This window comes from Rhodobacter flavimaris, assembly GCF_021378075.1.
Taxonomy (GTDB): Bacteria; Pseudomonadota; Alphaproteobacteria; order Rhodobacterales; family Rhodobacteraceae; genus Rhodobacter; species Rhodobacter flavimaris.
Genome location: NZ_JAJUOS010000007.1, coordinates 44,052 through 61,353, shown reverse-complemented (window position 1 = coordinate 61,353; position 17,302 = coordinate 44,052). Strand labels below are relative to the sequence as shown.

Below are 17,302 nucleotides of genomic sequence, written 5' to 3'. Positions count from 1 at the left end.
CCGGCATGGCCGACATCACGCATCGGCGCGTTCTGAATATCGCGGCGCCGATCGTGCTGTCGAACGCGACCGTCCCGATCCTCGGGGCGGTGGATACCGGCGTGGTCGGGCAGCTCGGGCAGGCCGCCCCGATTGGCGCCGTGGGTATCGGCGCGGTGATCCTCGCTTCGCTCTACTGGATCTTCGGCTTCCTGCGCATGGGCACGACGGGCCTTGTCGCCCAATCGGCGGGCGAGGGCGACCGTGGCGAGGTCTCCGCTGGCCTAATGCGCGCCCTGATCATCGCAGTCCTCGCGGGGCTTGGACTGATCGTTCTGCAATATCCGCTCTTCTCGCTAGCCTTCCAGATCGCTCCCGCCAGCCCCGAGGTTGAGCAACTCTCCCGCGACTACCTCGGCCTGCGGATCTGGGGCGCGCCCGCGACGATCTCGCTTTACGCCTTCACCGGCTGGCTGATCGCGCTTGAACGCACCCGCGCGGTGCTGGTGCTCCAGCTCTGGATGAACGGGCTGAACGTGGCGCTCGATCTGTGGTTCGTGCTGGGGCTGGGGTTGGGCGTAAAAGGCGTGGCTGCGGCGACGCTGATTGCGGAATGGTCAGGCGTAGTGCTGGCGCTCTGGCTCGCGCGCGAAGCCTTCGCGGGCGGATTGTGGCGCGCCGGGAAGATATTCGACCGTACCCGTCTGACGCAGATGGCGCGCGTCAACACCGACATCATGATCCGCTCGGTCCTGCTGCAAGGCTCCTTCACGGCCTTCCTGTTCCTTGGCGCGGGGCAGGGCGATGTGAAACTCGCCGCCAACCAGGTGCTGCTGCAATTTCTCGAAATCACCGCCTATGCGCTCGATGGATTCGCGTTCGCCGCCGAAAGCCTTGTGGGGCAGGCGGTCGGCGCGCGCTCTCCGACACGCCTGCGCCGCGCGGCGGTGGTCAGCTCGCAATGGGGTGTGGGCGGCGCGGCGCTGCTTGGGCTTGTTTTCCTGCTTGCCGGGCCCGCGATCATCGACACGATGACGACGGCCCCCGAAGTGCGCGAAACCGCGCGACACTACCTGCCCTGGCTGGCTTTCGCGCCACTCATCGGCATCGCGAGCTGGATGTTCGACGGCATTTTCATCGGCGCCACCCTGACGCGCGAGATGCGCAACGCCATGCTTGCCTCGGTCGCGGTCTATGTCGCCGCGCTGGCAATCCTGCTGCCCGCATTCGGGAACCACGGCCTTTGGGCCGCGCTCATGGTGCTCAACACCACCCGCGGCCTGACAATGGCCCGCCTCTACCCGCGCGCCGAGGCCAAGGCCGCCCTTTCTTCTTGGTGAAAATACCTTGCGGGGGCGCGGGGGTGCAAAACCCCCGCCTCTGACCTCACCGCGAGCGGATCATCCCCATGATATCGAGCGTCTTGGCCAGGATCGGCTGCGCGATCGCATCGGCCTTCTCCGCGCCCGAACCCAGGATACGGTCGATCTCGGCCGGGTCCGCCATCAGGCGGCTCATCTCGGTCGAGATCGGCTCCAGCTTCGACACCGCCAGATCCGCCAGCGCGGGCTTGAACGTGCCAAAACCCTTGCCACCGAACTCGGCGATCACCTGTTCGGGCGAGATATCGGCCAGCGCGGCATAGACGTTGACGAGGTTGCGCGCCTCTGCGCGGCCTTCCAAGCCTTCCAGCGTCTCGGGCAGCGGCTCGGGATCGGTCACGGCCTTGCGGAACTTCTTGGCGATCGTGTCGGCATCATCCGTCATGTTGATGCGGCTCGCATCCGACGGGTCGGATTTCGACATCTTCTTCGAGCCGTCGCGCAGGCTCATCACGCGGGTCGCGGCGCCCTCGATCAGCGGCGCGGGCGAGGGGAAGAACTCGGTCTTGTAGTCATGGTTGAACTTGGCCGCGATGTCGCGGGTCAGCTCGACATGCTGCTTCTGGTCCTCGCCCACGGGCACCATGGTCGCGTGATACAGAAGAATATCGGCGGCCATCAGCGTCGGATAGGCGAAGAGGCCAAGCGATTGCTTCTCGGCATTCTTGCCGGCCTTGTCCTTCCACTGCGTCATGCGGTTCATCCAGCCCATCCGCGCCACACAGTTCAACAGCCACCCCATCTCGGCATGGGCCGAGATCTGGCTCTGGTTGAACAGGATCGAGCGCGCGGGGTCGATCCCCGCCGCGATGAAGGCGGCTGCCGCCTCGCGGGTCTGACGACGCAGCGCCTCGGGGTCCTGCCAGACGGTGATCGCATGCAGATCGACGAGGCAGTAGATCGTCTCGATCCCCTCGTCCTGCTTTTGCACGAAGCGCTTGAGCGCGCCGAGGTAGTTGCCGAGCGTAAGGTTCCCCGAGGGCTGGATGCCCGAGAAAATGCGCTTTTGGAACTTGGCGTTGAGATCGGCGTGCTGGTCGGTCATGGACGGCTCCTGCAGGCAGGCTGGAAAAACTCTTGCCGAGGGCTTATCGCTAAAGCGCGCGGGGCGTCAACCGGACCCCGTCGAAACGGAGCAGGCCAATGCGCGAAGGTTACGACGAACATCCCATCAACCCGCTGCCGCCGGTGGTCTGGCTGCTTGCCGCGCCGATCATCTTGGGTGAGCTGGCCTTCGGCCTTGGCCAGTCCGGACTGATGGGCCCTCTGGCGGCGGGGTGGCGGATGGATGCGCTGCAACGCTTCGCCTTCGATCCGGGTATCGCGCGCGCCATGGTCGAGCAGGGGGTCTACCCGCCGCACCATCTGATCCGCGTGGCCAGCTATGCCTTCGTCCATGGCACGGTGACCCATGCGCTGATGGCGCTCGTGTTCATCCTCGCGCTTGGCAAGATGGTGGGCGACGTCTTCTCGGGCCTCGCGGTGGCGACGGTGTTTCTGGGCTCGGTGATCTTCGGGGCGCTGGTCTACGCGCTGATGCCTTTCGCGGATATGGCGATCTACGGCGCTTACCCCGGCGCCTATGGCCTGATCGGTGCCTTCACCTGGATCCTCTGGCTACGCCTGGGGCAGACCCATTCGAACCGGGCACGCGCGTTCTCGTTGATCGGGATGCTGATGGCGATCCAGCTGATCTTCGGCCTGCTTTTCGGCGGGCGCCCGGACTGGGTCGCCGATCTGGCGGGTTTCGTGGCGGGTTTCGGGCTGAGCTTCGTCGTTGCGCCGGGCGGCTGGCGCCACACGCTGACGATCATCCGGCGGCGCTGATCAGCCGCGCCGCCGCCGCAGGTTTCGCTTGAGATCACCAAGGCTGTAGGCGCCAAGCAGCGCGCCTGCGCCGAAGTAAACGACAATCCCCGATCCGCAGAGCAGCGCCAGCGCCAGCCAGCGCGCACCGCCCTTGGCCAGCATCGGCGCAAGCCCCTGCGCCGCAAGCCACAGCACCACGCCCATCAGCGCCGAGGCCAACGCAATGCGCCACAGCCGCGCCCAGAAGCGCGGGTCGGGCCGGGCGGCCTCGCCCATGCTGCGCGCGCCCCACCACAGCTGCGCCAGCATCACCCAGCCGGAGACCGTGGTGGCCAGCGCGGCGGCCATGAAGCCCATCACGGGCATCATCCCCACGGCAAAGCCCGCGTTCACGATCATCGAGGCAACGGCGTAGTAGAAGGGCCGCCGCGTATCCTCGCGCGCGTAAAACAGCGGCTGGACGACCTTTTGCAGCACGAAGGCGGGCAAGCCCAGCCCATAGGCCGCCAGCGCGACCGAGGTCGCCCAGGTGTCCTGATCTGTCCAGACCCCGCGATCATAGAGCACAGAAATCAGCGGCTCGGCGATCACCACCAGCGCGACGGCGGCGGGCAGGGTCAGGAACAGCGCAAACTCGGCCCCGCGCGAAAAGCTCTCGCGCCCGGCGGCATCATCGCCCGCGCGCAGCTGCCGCGACAGGGTAGGCAGCAGCACCGTGCCGATGGCGATGCCCACCACCCCAAGCGGCAACTGGTAAAGCCGGTCGGCATAGCTGAGCCAGGCCACGGCCCCTTCGGTGAACGAGGCCACCTGCCGCCCGACCAGCAGGTTGATCTGCACGACACCGCCTGCCAGCACCGCAGGCCCGGCGATGATCAGTAGACGCTTAAGCTCGGGCGTCATCCTCGGGCGACCCGGCAGCAGCGTGTAGCCCAGACGACGCGCCGAAAACCACGTCCAGCTAAATTGCGCGATCCCGGTCAGCGGCACGGTCCAGGCCAGCGTCAGGCCCATGTCCCAGCCGAAAACATCGGCCAGCCACATCGCGACGATGAACATCAGGTTCATCAGCACCGGCACCAGAGAGGCCTCGGTGAAATGACCAAATGCGTTCAGCACGCCTGAGAGCAGGGCGACGAGCGAGATGAAGAGGATGTAGGAAAACCCGATCTGGCCATAGAGAACGGCAAGGTCAAAGCGCGCATCGCCCGCGAAACCTGCGGCCATCGCCCAGACAAGCCAGGGCATCGCGAAGGTGCCGAGCAGGGTGAAGACGACCAGCACCGCCGACAGTCCCTTGAAGGCGTCGCGCGCAAAGCCCTGCGGATCGTCGCCCGCCTCCAGCCGCTTGGCGAACATCGGCACGAAGGCCATGTTGAAGGCGCCCTCAGCGAAGAAGCGGCGAAACATGTTGGGCAGCGAGAAGGCGACCATGAAGGCCTCGGCCACCGGTCCGGCACCCAGATAGGCCGCCATCATCATGTCGCGCGCGAACCCCAGCAGGCGGCTCGCGAAGGTCCAGAGGCCGACCGTCAGGAAACCGCGCACTAGGCGAACGGGCTGCATCAGTTCCCGGCCCTTTTGGCGCCCGACACGATCGCTTCGCGCAGGCGTTTTTCAAGCGCCTCCTGCTTGCCCTTGGCGTGCAGTTTCAGGCCGAACATGTCCTTGACGTAGAAGGTATCGACCACCTGCGCGCCATAGGTCGCGATCACCGCGCTGGCGATGTAGATGTTCGAGGTCGCCAGCGCCCGTGTCAGGTCATAAAGCAGGCCGGGGCGGTCACGGGTATCCACCTCGACGATGGTGTAGATATCCGAGCCTTCGTTGTCGAAGGTGATATGGGTCGGGAAGGTGAATTCGCGCTCGCGCTTCTTGATCTTGTCGCGGTCCTTGAGCGCATCGCGCGCCACGACCTCGCCCTTGAGCGTCTTGTCGATCATCTGGCGCAGACGCGGCAGGCGGGCGGCCTCGTAGGGGTGTCCCTCGGCATCCTGAATCCAGAAGACCGCCGTGGCGTAGCCATCCTTCGAGGTATAGGTGCGCGCGTCCACGACGTTCGCACCCACCAGCGCCAGCGCCCCGGCAAGGCGCGAGAAGATGCCCGGATGGTCGGCCAGCGCGAAGGCCGCGCGGGTCGCATCGTGGTCCGGGTCGGGGTGCAGGTCGATGCGGATCTCGTTGTCGCCCAGTTCGCGCAGCAGCATGGCGAAAACCATATGCGCCTCGGTCGAGAGGCCCTGCCAGTAGGGGTCGTAATGGCGCGCGGTCTCGGTGCGCAGATCCTTGGCCTCCCAGTCGGCCAGCGCCTCGCGCAGCGCGCGCTTGGCGTCCGTGGTGCGCTGCTCGCGGTTGATGGCCTCCATGCCATGTTCAAGCGCGCGGGCGGTGTCGGCGTAAAGCCTGCGCAGCAGGGTGGCTTTCCAGTTGTTCCAGACGTTCGGGCCGACGCCGCGGATATCGCAGACGGTCAGCACCGTCAGCAGGTCAAGCCGCTTGCGCGTCTTCACCATCTTGGCAAAGTCGCGGATCGTGCGCGGGTCGGACAGGTCGCGCTTTTGCGCTACGTCGGACATCAGCAGGTGGTGGCGGATCAGCCATTCGACTGTCTCGCATTCCTCGGCATTCAGCCCAAGGCGCGGTGCTACGCGGCGGGCGATCTGCGCGCCGAGGATCGAGTGATCCTCGGGCCGGCCCTTGCCGATATCATGCAGCAGAAGCGCGACGTAAAGGACACGGCGGTTCACGCCTTCCTTGAGGATATGCGACGAGAGCGGTAGCTCCTCGATCAGCTCTTCGCGTTCGATCTGGGCGAGGGTCGAGATGACCTGGATCGTGTGCTCGTCCACCGTGTAGCTGTGATACATATTGAACTGCATCATCGCCACGATCGGCTCGAAATCGGGGATGAAGGCAGACAGCACACCCAGCTCGTTCATGCGCCGCAGGGCGCGCTCGGGGTTCCCGTGCTTGAGCATCAGGTCGAGGAAGATCCGCTGTGCTTCGCGGTTGTCTCGCAGATCGTCGTCGATCAGGTTCAGGTTCGCGCTGACGATGCGCATCGCATCGGGGTGGATCAGCATCCCGGTGCGCAGGCCCTCTTCGAAGATGCGCAGCAAGTTCAGCCGGTCGGCCAGGAAGGCGCGCTTGTCGGCCACGTTGATGCGGCCGTTGTCGTCCACAAACGGCACCTTGAGCGGGCGGCGACGGCGGAACAGGCGCTTAAGCACCGGCGGGCGCTTGACGTGCTGAGCCTCAAGCGCGGTCAGGAAGATGCGCGTGACCTCGCCCACCTTGGTGGCGTGGCGGAAGTAGTCCTGCATGAAAACCTCGACCGCGCGGCGCCCGGCGGTGTCGGAATAGCCCATGCGGCGCGCCACCTCGACCTGCATGTCAAATGTCAGCTGGTCGGCGGCACGCCCCGCGATCATGTGCAGATGGCAGCGCACCGCCCAGAGGTAATCCTCGGCATCGCGGAAATGCTGGTATTCGTCGGCGGTGAAGACGCCAAGCGGCACTAGATCTGCCGCGCGGTTCACCTGGTGGATATATTTCGCGATCCAGTAAAGCGTCTGTAGGTCGCGCAGCCCGCCCTTGCCCTCTTTTACGTTGGGTTCGAGAACGTAGCGCTGACCGCCCTGACGGCGGTGGCGCGCATCACGCTCTTCCAGCTTGGCTTCGGTGAATTCGGCGCCGGTGCCGCGGAAGAGATCGGCGCGCAGTCGCTCGGTCAGCTCCTGCGCCAGTGCCGCGTCGCCGCCGATGTAGCGCTGCTCCAGCATCGCGGTGCGGATCGTGTAATCCTCGCGCCCGAGCCGGATGCAATCCTCGATGGTGCGCGAGCTGTGGCCGACTTTCAGCTTGAGATCCCACAGCATGTAGAGCATCGACTCGATCACGCTTTCGGCCCAGGGGGTGATCTTCCATGGAGTCAGGAAGAGCAGATCAACGTCAGAGGCGGGGGCCATCTCGGCGCGGCCATAGCCGCCCACGGCCAGAACGGCCAGCTTCTCGGCGTCGGTGGGGTTGCCCAGCCGGTGCAGGCGGCCCATCGCGACATGCCGGATCGCGTTCACCAGCCCGTCGGTCATCTGCGCGTAAAAGCGCATCGTGTCGCGCGCTGTTCTGGGATGGGTGGCGAAATCCGCCTCGATCCACTGCGTCGCCTCGGCGCGGGCCTTTTGCAGGAACTGGACTGTGGCGGTGCGCGTTGCACGTTCGTCCTGCGCGTCGACCAACGCAGCATCAAGTTGGCTGACAAGCTCTGAGTCTTTGAGCAGAAGGGGCGCCCCGGCCGGTGTCGGGGCGAAATAGGTCGTTTCGTTCACGTGTTCCCCATGTCCTGCTGCGGGTCTCGTTTCGGGGGCGGTGCCGGGTCAGAGCCCGGCGCCGCCAAAGGATCTGGGCGCGCCCTCGATCACCACGGTCTGGCCGTTGCGGATCTCAACCACGGACAGCGCACGCTCGTTCGTGCCATCGGGCAGCAGGCGGAAGATGCCGTTCACTCCGACAAAACCCGCGCCCTGCGTCAGGCCCGAACGGGTCAGCGCATCGGGCCGCCCCGAGCGCACAAGCGCGCCGATGGCCGCCACGCCGTCATAGGCAAGCCCCGCGATCGGATGCGGTGCCGAGCCATAGGCCGCCTGGTAGCGCGACTGGAATTGCAGGTTCGGGCCCGGATCAGGCATGGCGAACCAGCCGCCCTGCAGGCCCGGGATCGACAGCGTCGCGTTCGGGATATCCCAACGGGTCAGGCCAATGAAGGTGGTCTGCTGTGCGCTGACGCCCTGATCGGGCAGCAATTGCGCGAGCATCGGCAGGGCGCCTGCGGTATCGGCGGTCAGGAACAGCGCGTCCACATCGCCCGCCTTCACGCGGCTGGCGATGCCCGGAACGGCCGAGGCCACGCCCTGCTGCGAGAACGAATACGACGCCTTGCCCGCAAACGTCGCGCCCGAGCGCGAGATTGCGTTCTGGATCGCCCGCGCGCCAACCTCGCCCGCAGGCGTCTGGTCGTTCACGATCAGGATGCGGCGCTTGCCATGCGAGGCGGCATAGCCGACCAGACGGTTGGCGGTGTTCTGGAAGGTTTGGCCCAGAACGAAGACGTTGCCGCCCGCGATATCGGCGTTGTTCGAGAAGGACAGCACGTTCACATTGCGGTTCGCGACCGCAAGGCCCACCGCGTTCGCGGATTCGGCGAAGACCGGACCAAGGATGACCTTGGCGCCATCATCGACGGCCTTGTTGGCCATCTGCGCGGCCAGTGCGGGGCTCGCGCCGGTGTTGTAGACGCGCAGGTCAATCTTGACGCCCTGAAGATCGGCAATCGCCAACTGCGCGGCCTGCTGCAACGAAAGGGCCAGCGTCTCATCTCCGGGCTGGCCCGAGCCGCCCGGAACAAGTAGTGCTACGGCGACCGTGTCCGAGGTGTCGATGCGCTGCCCGGTGTTGCCGCCGCCCGGTTGGCATGCGGCCAGCCAAAGGGCCGACAGCACCACTCCGATTCGCAGCAAAGGGTTGCGGGCATTGCGTAAAATGGCGAACATGAAATCGTCCTCTGATCCGGGAGCAGGGGGTAAACACCGGCGAACCCTATGCTTTTCCCGAAGTGAAGTAAACTTTCCCGGAATACGAAAGGCGCAACGATGAGCGAATTGCACGGCACCGGCGAAACCCCGCCGGGCGGCACGATGGGACGTGGCGCGAAACCGCTTGCGCCGGGTCTTTATTTCCTCGCGACGCCCATCGGAACAGCGCGCGATATCACGTTGCGGGCGCTCGATATTCTGGCTTCGGCCGATGTGATCGCGGCCGAGGATACGCGTACCCTGCGCCACCTGATGGAGATCCACGGCATCGCGCCGAACCATCGCCCTCTGATCGCCTATCACGATCACAACGGCGCGCAGGTGCGCCCGCGGATCCTGCGTGCGCTCGAGGAAGGGCAGACGGTCGCCTATGCCTCTGAGGCGGGCACGCCGCTGGTCGCGGACCCGGGCTATCAACTCGGCCGCGCCGCGATCGAGGCCGGGCATCCGGTCTTTGCCGCGCCGGGGCCTTCGGCGGTGCTGGCGGCGCTGACTGTGTCGGGGCTGCCCTCGGACCGTTTCCTGTTTGCGGGCTTCCCGCCCAATACCGGAAGCGCGCGGCGCAGGTGGCTCAAGGAATTCGCCACGGTTCCCGCGACGCTTGTCTTCTATGAATCGCCCAAGCGCGTCAGCGAGATGCTGCGCGACATGGTCGAGGTCTTCGGCCCCGACCGGCAGGGCGCGGTTTGCCGCGAACTGACCAAGCGTTTCGAAGAGGTCCGCCGCGACAGCCTTGGCGATCTGGCCGAGCAGTTTTCGGGCGATGCCCCGAAGGGCGAGATCGTCGTGCTGGTGGACCGCGCGCGCGGCTCGCAGGTCGGCCCTGAGGATATCGAGGCCGCGCTGCGCGAACGCCTTGACCGGATGAGCGTTAAGGATGCCGCGAGTGAGGTTGCCGAAGCGCTCGGCCTGCCGCGGCGCGATGTCTATCAGGCGGCGCTCAAGCTGGACCGGGAGGAATGAGCGGCGCGCTTTCCTATCATGCGGGCGCCGCCGCCGAAGATCAGGTGGCGCGCCACTACGAGGAGGCGGGTTTCGAGATCGTCGCGCGGCGCTGGCGCGGCCGCTACGGCGGAGAGGTCGATCTGATCGCGCGACACGGGCCGCTTCTGGTCTTCGTCGAGGTCAAATTTTCGCGCAGCCATGAGGCCGCGGCGACGCATCTGATGCCGCGCCAACTCGCGCGCATTTTTCGTTCGGCCGAGGAATTTATGGCGCTTGGGCACATTCAGGCCGAGGATGCCCGCTTCGATCTGGCGCTTGTGGATGCGCAGGGCCGTATCTCGATCATCGAGAATGCGGCGCAGTCCGACTGAGCGCGGATTGCATCGGGCGAAACCTCAGGGCATCAAGGGGGCAACGAAAGGGGGCGGACATGGCCTTGAAAGTTGCAATCCAGATGGACCCGATCGGGCCCATCAATATCAACGCCGACAGCACCTTCCGCATTGCCGAAGAGGCGCAGGCGCGTGGGCACTCGCTGTTCTACTACACGCCCGACAAGCTGGCCTACCGCGAGGGCGGCGTTTACGCGCGCGGCTGGCCGCTGACCGTGCGCCGTGTGCAGGGCGATCACTTCACTCTGGGCGAAGAGACCGAGGTCGATCTGTCCACCTTCGACGTGGTCTGGCTGCGTCAGGACCCGCCCTTCGACATGGGCTATATCACCACGACCCATGTTCTCGAGCGCATCCACCCCAAGACGCTGGTCGTCAACGACCCGTTCTGGGTGCGTAACTATCCCGAAAAGCTGCTGGTGCTGAACTTCCCCGACCTCACGCCCCCCACGCTGATCGCGCGCAACCTGCAAACGATCCGCGATTTCAAGCACAAGCATGGCGACATCATCCTCAAGCCGCTTTACGGCAACGGTGGCGCGGGGGTGTTCCGGCTCGATCCGAACGACCGCAACCTCGCCTCGCTGCACGAGCTGTTCACCGGCATCAACCGCGAGCCGCTGATCGCACAGAAATACGTGCCTGCCGTGGTCAAGGGTGACAAGCGCATCATCCTGGTCAATGGCGAGCCCGTGGGCGCGATCAACCGCGTGCCGGCCGAGGGCGAGACGCGCTCGAACATGCATGTCGGCGGGCGCCCCGAGAAGGTCGGCCTGACCGAGCGCGACCGTGAAATCTGCGCTGCCATCGGCCCGGTCCTGCGCGAGAAGGGGCAGATCTTCGTCGGTATCGACGTGATCGGCGAGTGGCTGACCGAGATCAACGTGACCTCGCCCACCGGCATTCAAGAGCTGGAGCGCTTCGATGGCGTCAATATCGCCGAGAAGATCTGGCAGGTGATCGAGGCCAAGCGCGCCTGATCAGGCCGCGCTCAGCCGGTAGCTGATCGCCTCGGCCAGGTGCGGGGCGCGCACCTGATCCGATCCATCGAGATCGGCAATGGTGCGCGCTGTGCGCAAGAGCCGATGATAGGCGCGCGCCGAAAGCCCGAAGCGATCCGCCGCGCGGGTCAGCAGCGCGCGGCCCTCGGCATCGGGGGTGGCGATCTCTTCAAGGATCGCGCCGTCGGCCTCGGCATTCACGCGCAGCTTGGGGTGATCGGTAAAGCGCGTAGCCTGCACCGTCCGCGCGCGGGCCACGCGCTCGGCCACGCTGGCTGAGCTTTCGCCCGCCGAGGGTAAATCGAGATCGGTGAATGACACCGCGGGCACTTCGATACGCAGATCGAAGCGGTCCATCAGTGGGCCCGACACCCGGCCCAGATAATCGGCGCCGCAGTTTGGCGCCTTGGCGCAGGCCCGCGCCGCATCGCCCAGATAGCCGCAGCGGCAGGGGTTCGCGGCGGCCACCAGCAGGAAGCGGCAGGGGTAGCGGATATGGGCGTTGGCGCGCGCCACGACGACCTCGCCCGTCTCGATCGGCTGGCGCAGGGTTTCCAGCACGGCGCGGGGAAACTCGGGGAATTCGTCCATGAAGAGGACGCCATTATGGGCCAGGCTCACCTCGCCCGGCCGGGCGCCGCGCCCGCCGCCGATCATGGCGGCCATCGAGGCGGTGTGGTGCGGCTCGCGATAGGGGCGGGTGCGGGAAATACCTCCCTCGGTCAGCAGCCCGGAAAGCGAGTGGATCATCGAGGTTTCAAGCGCCTCGGCGGGGCTGAGCGGCGGCAAGATCCCCGGCAGGCGCGCCGCGAGCATGGATTTCCCCGCACCGGGTGGGCCAACCATCATCAGGTGGTGCCGTCCGGCGGCGGCGATCTCAAGCGCGCGCTTGGCGCGTTCCTGCCCCTTCACATCGCGCAGATCGCGCGGGTGCGCGGTGGGGCTAACCTCGCCGGGCGTCGCGGGGGACAGGGGGGCGGCCTGGGTCAGGTGCCTGATTGCCTCGCCAAGCGAGGCGGGCGCGAACACCGACCCGGCGCCAACCCAGGCGGCCTCGGCGCCGCAGGCCTTGGGGCAGATCAGCGCGCAATCCTGTGCGGTTGCGGTCATCGCCGCAGGCAGCGCGCCGGAGACCGCAATCAGCCGCCCGTCCAGTGACAGCTCGCCGATCGAGACGATGGTCTCGACCTCTTCGGGCGGCACGATGCCCGTCGCCGCCAGCACCGCCAACGCCAGTGGCAGGTCGAAATGCGAGCCCTCCTTTGGCAGGTCGGCCGGAGAGAGGTTGATCGTGATCTTCTTCATCGGCAAGGCAATCGACAGTGCGGCCAGCGCCGCGCGCACCCGCTCACGCGCCTCTGAGACCGCCTTGTCAGGCAGGCCCACGATGGCGAAACCCGGCATCCCCGGTGCCAGCGCGCATTGCACCTCGACCAGCCGCGCGTCGACGCCCTCGAAGGCGACCGTATAGGTTTTGACTACCATGTGCCGCCCCCGGAACCCGTTTCAGCAGGGCTAGCGGCTCATGGTTGATGAAAGGTTAACGGAGGCGCGACGACGAAACCTGCATTTCAACTGAACATTTTTTTGTGAGAATCATTCTAAAGTAGAAGACATCCCCGCCGCCATTCCGCATAATGTTAGCGCTGAGCACGCCAAATGTGGGTTGGGAGACCCCGGGAGACTGGCCATGGCACTCGAAGGAATGACCGATGAAAGCCTGCCGCGCGAGGCGATGCGCGCGGAGTATCTGGACGCCGAGACCGAGGCAAACCTGGCCCGCGCCTGGCGCGATCACCGCGACGAGGCCGCGCTGCACCGTCTGGTGATGGCCTATATGCGGCTGGCGATCTCGATGGCCTCCAAGTTCCGCCGCTACGGCGCACCGATGAGCGATCTGATCCAGGAGGCGAGCCTCGGGCTGATGAAGGCCGCCGACAAGTTCGACCCCGATCGCGGGGTGCGTTTTTCGACCTATGCGGTGTGGTGGATCAAGGCCTCGATCCAGGAATTCGTGATGCGCAACTGGTCGATGGTGCGCACCGGCTCGACCTCTTCACAAAAGGCGCTGTTCTTCAACCTGCGCCGCGTTCAGGCCCAGGTCGAGCGCGAGGCGGATGCCGGTGGCGTCGCGCTCGATGGTGCGCAGATGCGCCTGCGTGTGGCCGAGTTGATCGGCGTCCCGCTGGCCGATGTCGAGATGATGGAGGGGCGGCTTGCCGGCTCCGACTTCTCGCTCAACACGCCGCAATCGAGCGATGAGGAAGGCCGCGAATGGGTCGATGCGCTGGAGGATGAGACCGCCAGCCCCGAGGCCGATGTGGTCGATTCCCACGATGGCGCACTGATGCGCGGCTGGCTGGGCGAGGCGATGGATCGCCTGACCGACCGGGAGCGGTATATCGTCACAGAGCGGCGTCTGATCGAAGAGCCCCGCACCCTTGAAAGCCTTGGGCAGGAACTGGGTTTGTCCAAGGAGCGCGTCCGGCAGCTTGAGGCGCAGGCCTTTGGCAAGATGCGCAAAAGCCTTGAAACCCATGGCGAGGAGGTCGCAAGTTTCTTCGCATGAAGAAACTTGTTGCCCTGTTCGCCTGTCTGGCCCTCTCCCCCGCCTCGGCGGAGGAGATCGCGGCTGCCGATCTTCCCGCGCGCCTCAGTGCCGACCCGCCCGAGATCGCGGTCCTGGGCGAGGTGCATGACAACGCAGCCCATCATCTCAATCAGGCGGCGGCGGTTGCCTCGCTGCGCCCGCGTGCGCTGGTCTTTGAAATGCTTAGCCCCGATCAGGCCGCGCGCGTCACCCCCGATCTGCGCGCCGATCCGGCGGCACTTGGCGAGGCGCTTGGCTGGGAGGAGGCAGGCTGGCCAGATTTCGCCCTCTACGCCCCGATCTTCGCCGCCGCGCCCGATGCGCTGATCATTGGTGCGGCGCTCCCGCGCGACGAGGTCCGCCGGGCGATGTCCGAGCCGCTCGATCGCGTCTTCGGCCCCGATGCGCCGCGCTATGGGCTGGACCAGCCCTATACGCAGGAGCTTCAGGCACAGCTTGAGGCCGAGGCGCAGGCCGACCATTGCGATGCGCTGCACCCCGAGATGTTGCCCGGCATGGTAGCGGCGCAGCGCCTGCGCGACGGGGCCTTTGCGCGCACCGCGCTGCGGGCGCTCAAGACGACGGGCGGGCCGGTCGCGGTGATCACCGGCACCGGGCACGCACGCAACGATCGTGCGGTTCCCGCGATGATCGCGCAGGCCAATCCGGGGGTGCGCGTCCTCAGCCTTGGCCAGCTTGAGGCCGAGCCGGGCGAGAGCCTTTCCCCCGATCAACCCTTTGATTGGTGGATCGTCACCCCGCCCGCGCCGCGCGAAGACCCCTGCGCCGCGTTCCGGCAATAGGCGCGGCGCTTGCGCCGAGCCTCCCCGCAACCTAAACCTGTCCCAAAGCGCGGAGGCGGGAATGCTGGCTGGCAAGCGAATTCTTCTGATCATCGGCGGCGGTATCGCGGCCATCAAGGTGCCCGAGCTGATCCGCAGCCTGCGGGCCGAGGGTGCCTCGGTGGTGCCGGTGCTGACGCGCGCGGGGGCCGAGTTCGTCACGCCCCTTTCGATTGCGGCGCTGACGGGCAACCCGGTGCACAGCGATCTGTTCGACCTGACGACCGAGGCCGAGATGGGGCACATCCAGCTGTCGCGCGCGGCCGATCTGGTGGTGGTGGCCCCGGCAACGGCTGACCTGATGGGCAAGATGGCGGGCGGGTTGGCGAATGACCTTGCCTCGACATTGCTGATGGCCACCGACAAGCCGGTGCTGATCGCCCCGGCGATGAACGTGCGTATGTGGGAACACCCCGCGACGCAGCGCAACCGCGCCACGCTGGCCGCCGATGGCATCCGCTTCGTCGGGCCGAACGCCGGCGAGATGGCCTGCGGCGAGTTCGGCGAGGGGCGCATGTCGGAACCGGCCGAGATCCTCGGCGCGATCCGCGCGCTGCTGTCGGACGGGCCGCTGAGCGGGCGCCATGTGCTGGTGACCTCAGGCCCCACGCATGAGCCGATCGACCCGGTGCGCTATATCGCCAACCGCTCCTCGGGGGCGCAGGGGACGGCGCTGGCTGCGGCTCTGCGGGATCTTGGTGCGCGGGTGACCTTCGTGACGGGGCCGGCAACTGTGCCGCCGCCGCCCGGCGTGCAGGTGGTGCGCGTCGAAACCGCGCGTGAGATGCTTGAGGCCGTGCAATCCGCCCTGCCCGCCGAGGCCGCGATCTTTGCCGCCGCCGTGGCCGACTGGCGCGTGACCAATGCCGCCGGTCAGAAGATGAAGAAGGATGGCTCGGGCCGCGCCCCCGCGCTGGAATTCGCCGAGAACCCCGACATTCTCGCTACCGTCTCGCAGATGACCAACGGGCGCCCGCGTCTTGTCGTGGGCTTTGCCGCCGAAACCCATGACGTCGAGGCCCTGGCCCGCGCCAAGCGCGCCCGCAAGGGTTGCGACTGGATCGTGGCAAATGACGTCAGCCCCGCTACCGGCATCATGGGCGGCACGGAAAACGCGGTGATCATCCTCGATGCGCAGGGGGCCGAGCACTGGCCGCGCATGGCCAAGGACGCCGTCGCGCGCCAGTTGGCCGCGCGCGTTGCCGCAGCCCTGACCAAGGGGGAATGACATGAGCGCTCCGATCATCCGGGTCCTGCGCGAGGATTGGGCCGATCTGGCGATCGCGCTGCCCTCATATGAAACCCACGGCGCGGCGGGCGCCGATATCCGCGCCAACCTGCTGCCCGAGGACCGCGCGGCTGGCTTCACCCTTCACCCGATGCAGCGCGCGATTATCCCGACCGGCCTGCGCGTCGAGATTCCCGAGGGGTTCGAGATGCAGATCCGGCCGCGCTCGGGCCTGGCCTTCAAACATGGCATCAGCCTGCCCAACACGCCCGGCACTATCGACAGCGACTATCGCGGCCCGCTTGGCGTGCTGCTGATCAACCTCGGGGCCGAGCCCTATGTCGTCCAGCATGGCGAGCGCATCGCGCAGGCCGTCATCGCCCCCGTCGTTCAGGCCCGCTACGAGGTGGCGTTGGCACTGGGCGATACCGCGCGGGGGCAGGGCGGGTTCGGCTCGACCGGCAAGGGGTGAGCCATGATCGGGCTTTGGCTTCTGGTCGGAGTGGTGGCGCTTGGGCTTGTGTTGCGGGCGCCCGGGCGGCTTATCGTTCTGATGCTGGGCATCCTGTGGGGCGCCTTCACGCTTGCGCATCTGGCGCTGCCCGGCGGGCATCCGCTGCGCATGGCCGTGGGCGGCAGCCTTGCCGCCTGGCTCGGGCTGGGCGGAGTGGCCGCCGTGGTGCTGGCCTATGCCTGGGGCCTGCGGCGGCTGAAGGCCCGCGCTCGTCCCCTTGCGCCCGAGACTGCCGCGCCCAAATCCAGTTTCGCCGAGGCCGAGCTTGACCGTTACGCGCGCCACATCATGCTGCGCGAGATCGGCGGTCCGGGCCAGAAGAAGCTGCGCAATGCCAAGGTTCTGGTCGTCGGGGCAGGGGGGCTTGGCTCGCCGGTGCTTCAGTATCTTGCTGCGGCGGGGGTGGGCACCATTGGCGTGGTCGATGATGACGAGGTCTCGAACTCGAACCTGCAGCGGCAGGTGATCCACCGCGACGCCGATATCGGTAAGCCCAAGGTGTTTTCCGCGCAGGCAGCGATGCAGGCGCTCAACCCGTTCATCGAGGTGCGCCCCTATAACCGCCGCCTGAGCGCCGAGGACGCCGCCGAACTGGTGGCCGAATATGACCTTGTGCTGGACGGGACGGATAATTTCGACACGCGCTATCTGGTCAATGCCGCCTGCGTGGCTGCCGGCAAGCCGCTGATCTCGGGCGCGATTGCGCAATGGGAAGGGCAGTTGTCGCTGTACGATCCGGCGCGCGACGCACCCTGCTATGCCTGCGTCTTCCCGCAGGCCCCGGCGTCGGGTCTCGCGCCCTCCTGCGCAGAGGCCGGGGTGGTCGGTGCGCTGCCGGGCGTCGTGGGCGCGATGATGGCCGCCGAGGCGATCAAGGAGATCGTCGGTGCAGGCGCCAGCGCGCGCGGGCGGCTGATGATCTACGATGCGCTCTGGGGTGAAAACCGGCAGATCGGCGTGAAACGGCGCAGCGATTGCGCAGTTTGCGGCGCGCGGCACTAGGCCCGGCACGGCCCCCCCTTCCTATTC

At 66.7% G+C, this 17,302-nt stretch carries 15 protein-coding genes; 10 read left to right on the top strand and 5 right to left on the bottom strand.

Translation table 11 applies throughout. The features are described from left to right. Window positions 1–5: 5 nt before the first annotated feature. Entirely contained in the window at window positions 6–1,319 is a 1,314-nt protein-coding gene (locus tag LZA78_RS10355; RefSeq protein ID WP_233676859.1) for an MATE family efflux transporter, read from the top strand. Between the two features lie 46 nt (window positions 1,320–1,365). On the opposite strand, the gene trpS is transcribed toward LZA78_RS10355, so the two are convergent. Beyond that, window positions 1,366–2,406, bottom strand: coding sequence for a tryptophan--tRNA ligase (gene trpS / locus LZA78_RS10350; RefSeq protein WP_233676858.1), 1,041 nt, complete (start codon window positions 2,404–2,406; stop codon window positions 1,366–1,368). A 98-nt stretch (window positions 2,407–2,504) separates the two neighbouring features. On the opposite strand from trpS, the gene LZA78_RS10345 reads away from it, so the two are divergent. Further along, on the top strand, window positions 2,505–3,188 hold the full coding sequence (locus tag LZA78_RS10345) for a rhomboid family intramembrane serine protease (RefSeq protein ID WP_233676857.1): 684 nt from the start codon (window positions 2,505–2,507) through the stop codon (window positions 3,186–3,188). Here the strand turns inward: LZA78_RS10345 and murJ are convergent, their stop codons facing one another. From murJ to LZA78_RS10330, 3 genes are all read right to left on the bottom strand, one after another. Then, on the bottom strand, window positions 3,189–4,736 hold the full coding sequence (gene murJ, locus LZA78_RS10340) for a murein biosynthesis integral membrane protein MurJ (protein ID WP_233676856.1): 1,548 nt from the start codon (window positions 4,734–4,736) through the stop codon (window positions 3,189–3,191). It lies immediately after the preceding gene. Continuing rightward, a complete protein-coding gene (locus LZA78_RS10335) occupies window positions 4,736–7,450 on the bottom strand; it encodes a [protein-PII] uridylyltransferase (protein ID WP_255697374.1) in 2,715 nt (904 codons plus the stop codon). The genes murJ and LZA78_RS10335 overlap by 1 nt, the downstream gene beginning before the upstream one ends. Window positions 7,451–7,546: 96 nt before the next feature. After that, the gene (locus LZA78_RS10330) at window positions 7,547–8,719 is read right to left on the bottom strand and encodes a penicillin-binding protein activator (protein ID WP_233676854.1); all 1,173 of its coding nucleotides are present in this window, start codon (window positions 8,717–8,719) and stop codon (window positions 7,547–7,549) included. A gap of 144 nt (window positions 8,720–8,863) precedes the next feature. Between LZA78_RS10330 and rsmI the strand changes: the two genes are divergently transcribed. Genes rsmI through gshB form a run of 3 tightly spaced genes read left to right on the top strand, consistent with a single transcriptional unit; the run spans window position 8,864 to window position 11,078 of the window. Next, the gene (gene rsmI / locus LZA78_RS10325; protein WP_233676996.1) at window positions 8,864–9,724 is read left to right on the top strand and encodes a 16S rRNA (cytidine(1402)-2'-O)-methyltransferase; all 861 of its coding nucleotides are present in this window, start codon (window positions 8,864–8,866) and stop codon (window positions 9,722–9,724) included. After that, window positions 9,721–10,077 (top strand): YraN family protein, encoded by a 357-nt coding sequence (locus tag LZA78_RS10320; RefSeq protein WP_233676853.1) that lies wholly within the window; start codon window positions 9,721–9,723, stop codon window positions 10,075–10,077. The genes rsmI and LZA78_RS10320 overlap by 4 nt, the downstream gene beginning before the upstream one ends. 59 nt (window positions 10,078–10,136) lie before the next feature. After that, window positions 10,137–11,078 carry a glutathione synthase gene (gene gshB, locus LZA78_RS10315; protein WP_233676852.1) on the top strand — a complete coding sequence of 314 codons (942 nt, stop codon included), beginning with the start codon at window positions 10,137–10,139 and terminating at the stop codon, window positions 11,076–11,078. Here gshB and LZA78_RS10310 read toward each other — a convergent pair whose 3' ends face one another. After that, the gene (locus LZA78_RS10310; protein WP_233676851.1) at window positions 11,079–12,584 is read right to left on the bottom strand and encodes a YifB family Mg chelatase-like AAA ATPase; all 1,506 of its coding nucleotides are present in this window, start codon (window positions 12,582–12,584) and stop codon (window positions 11,079–11,081) included. It abuts the gene before it with no gap. A gap of 205 nt (window positions 12,585–12,789) precedes the next feature. Between LZA78_RS10310 and LZA78_RS10305 the strand changes: the two genes are divergently transcribed. The 5 genes from LZA78_RS10305 (at window position 12,790) to LZA78_RS10285 (ending at window position 17,275) form a co-directional block, all read left to right on the top strand. After that, window positions 12,790–13,668 (top strand): RNA polymerase factor sigma-32, encoded by an 879-nt coding sequence (locus tag LZA78_RS10305; protein ID WP_233676850.1) that lies wholly within the window; start codon window positions 12,790–12,792, stop codon window positions 13,666–13,668. Beyond that, the gene (locus LZA78_RS10300; RefSeq protein ID WP_233676849.1) at window positions 13,665–14,492 is read left to right on the top strand and encodes a ChaN family lipoprotein; all 828 of its coding nucleotides are present in this window, start codon (window positions 13,665–13,667) and stop codon (window positions 14,490–14,492) included. Before LZA78_RS10305 ends, LZA78_RS10300 begins: the two co-directional genes overlap by 4 nt. A gap of 61 nt (window positions 14,493–14,553) precedes the next feature. Next, window positions 14,554–15,759 (top strand): bifunctional phosphopantothenoylcysteine decarboxylase/phosphopantothenate--cysteine ligase CoaBC, encoded by a 1,206-nt coding sequence (coaBC, locus tag LZA78_RS10295; protein WP_233676848.1) that lies wholly within the window; start codon window positions 14,554–14,556, stop codon window positions 15,757–15,759. 1 nt (window position 15,760) lies between these two features. Next, window positions 15,761–16,231 (top strand): dUTP diphosphatase, encoded by a 471-nt coding sequence (gene dut, locus LZA78_RS10290; RefSeq protein ID WP_233676847.1) that lies wholly within the window; start codon window positions 15,761–15,763, stop codon window positions 16,229–16,231. A 3-nt stretch (window positions 16,232–16,234) separates the two neighbouring features. After that, on the top strand, window positions 16,235–17,275 hold the full coding sequence (locus LZA78_RS10285; protein ID WP_233676846.1) for a HesA/MoeB/ThiF family protein: 1,041 nt from the start codon (window positions 16,235–16,237) through the stop codon (window positions 17,273–17,275). The last annotated feature ends 27 nt before the right edge of the window (window positions 17,276–17,302 follow it).

Excerpts from the sequence above, each read along its gene's own strand:
- LZA78_RS10355 (WP_233676859.1), top strand. The coding sequence starts at position 6 with ATGGCCGACATCACGCATCGGCGCGTTCTGAATATCGCGGCGCCGATC.
- LZA78_RS10310 (WP_233676851.1), bottom strand. The coding sequence starts at position 12,584 with ATGGTAGTCAAAACCTATACGGTCGCCTTCGAGGGCGTCGACGCGCGG.
- gshB (WP_233676852.1), top strand. The coding sequence starts at position 10,137 with ATGGCCTTGAAAGTTGCAATCCAGATGGACCCGATCGGGCCCATCAAT.
- LZA78_RS10330 (WP_233676854.1), bottom strand. The coding sequence starts at position 8,719 with ATGTTCGCCATTTTACGCAATGCCCGCAACCCTTTGCTGCGAATCGGA.
- LZA78_RS10285 (WP_233676846.1), top strand. The coding sequence starts at position 16,235 with ATGATCGGGCTTTGGCTTCTGGTCGGAGTGGTGGCGCTTGGGCTTGTG.
- LZA78_RS10300 (WP_233676849.1), top strand. The coding sequence starts at position 13,665 with ATGAAGAAACTTGTTGCCCTGTTCGCCTGTCTGGCCCTCTCCCCCGCC.
- coaBC (WP_233676848.1), top strand. The coding sequence starts at position 14,554 with ATGCTGGCTGGCAAGCGAATTCTTCTGATCATCGGCGGCGGTATCGCG.
- dut (WP_233676847.1), top strand. The coding sequence starts at position 15,761 with ATGAGCGCTCCGATCATCCGGGTCCTGCGCGAGGATTGGGCCGATCTG.
- murJ (WP_233676856.1), bottom strand. The coding sequence starts at position 4,736 with ATGCAGCCCGTTCGCCTAGTGCGCGGTTTCCTGACGGTCGGCCTCTGG.
- LZA78_RS10345 (WP_233676857.1), top strand. The coding sequence starts at position 2,505 with ATGCGCGAAGGTTACGACGAACATCCCATCAACCCGCTGCCGCCGGTG.
- rsmI (WP_233676996.1), top strand. The coding sequence starts at position 8,864 with ATGGGACGTGGCGCGAAACCGCTTGCGCCGGGTCTTTATTTCCTCGCG.
- LZA78_RS10320 (WP_233676853.1), top strand. The coding sequence starts at position 9,721 with ATGAGCGGCGCGCTTTCCTATCATGCGGGCGCCGCCGCCGAAGATCAG.
- LZA78_RS10305 (WP_233676850.1), top strand. The coding sequence starts at position 12,790 with ATGGCACTCGAAGGAATGACCGATGAAAGCCTGCCGCGCGAGGCGATG.
- trpS (WP_233676858.1), bottom strand. The coding sequence starts at position 2,406 with ATGACCGACCAGCACGCCGATCTCAACGCCAAGTTCCAAAAGCGCATT.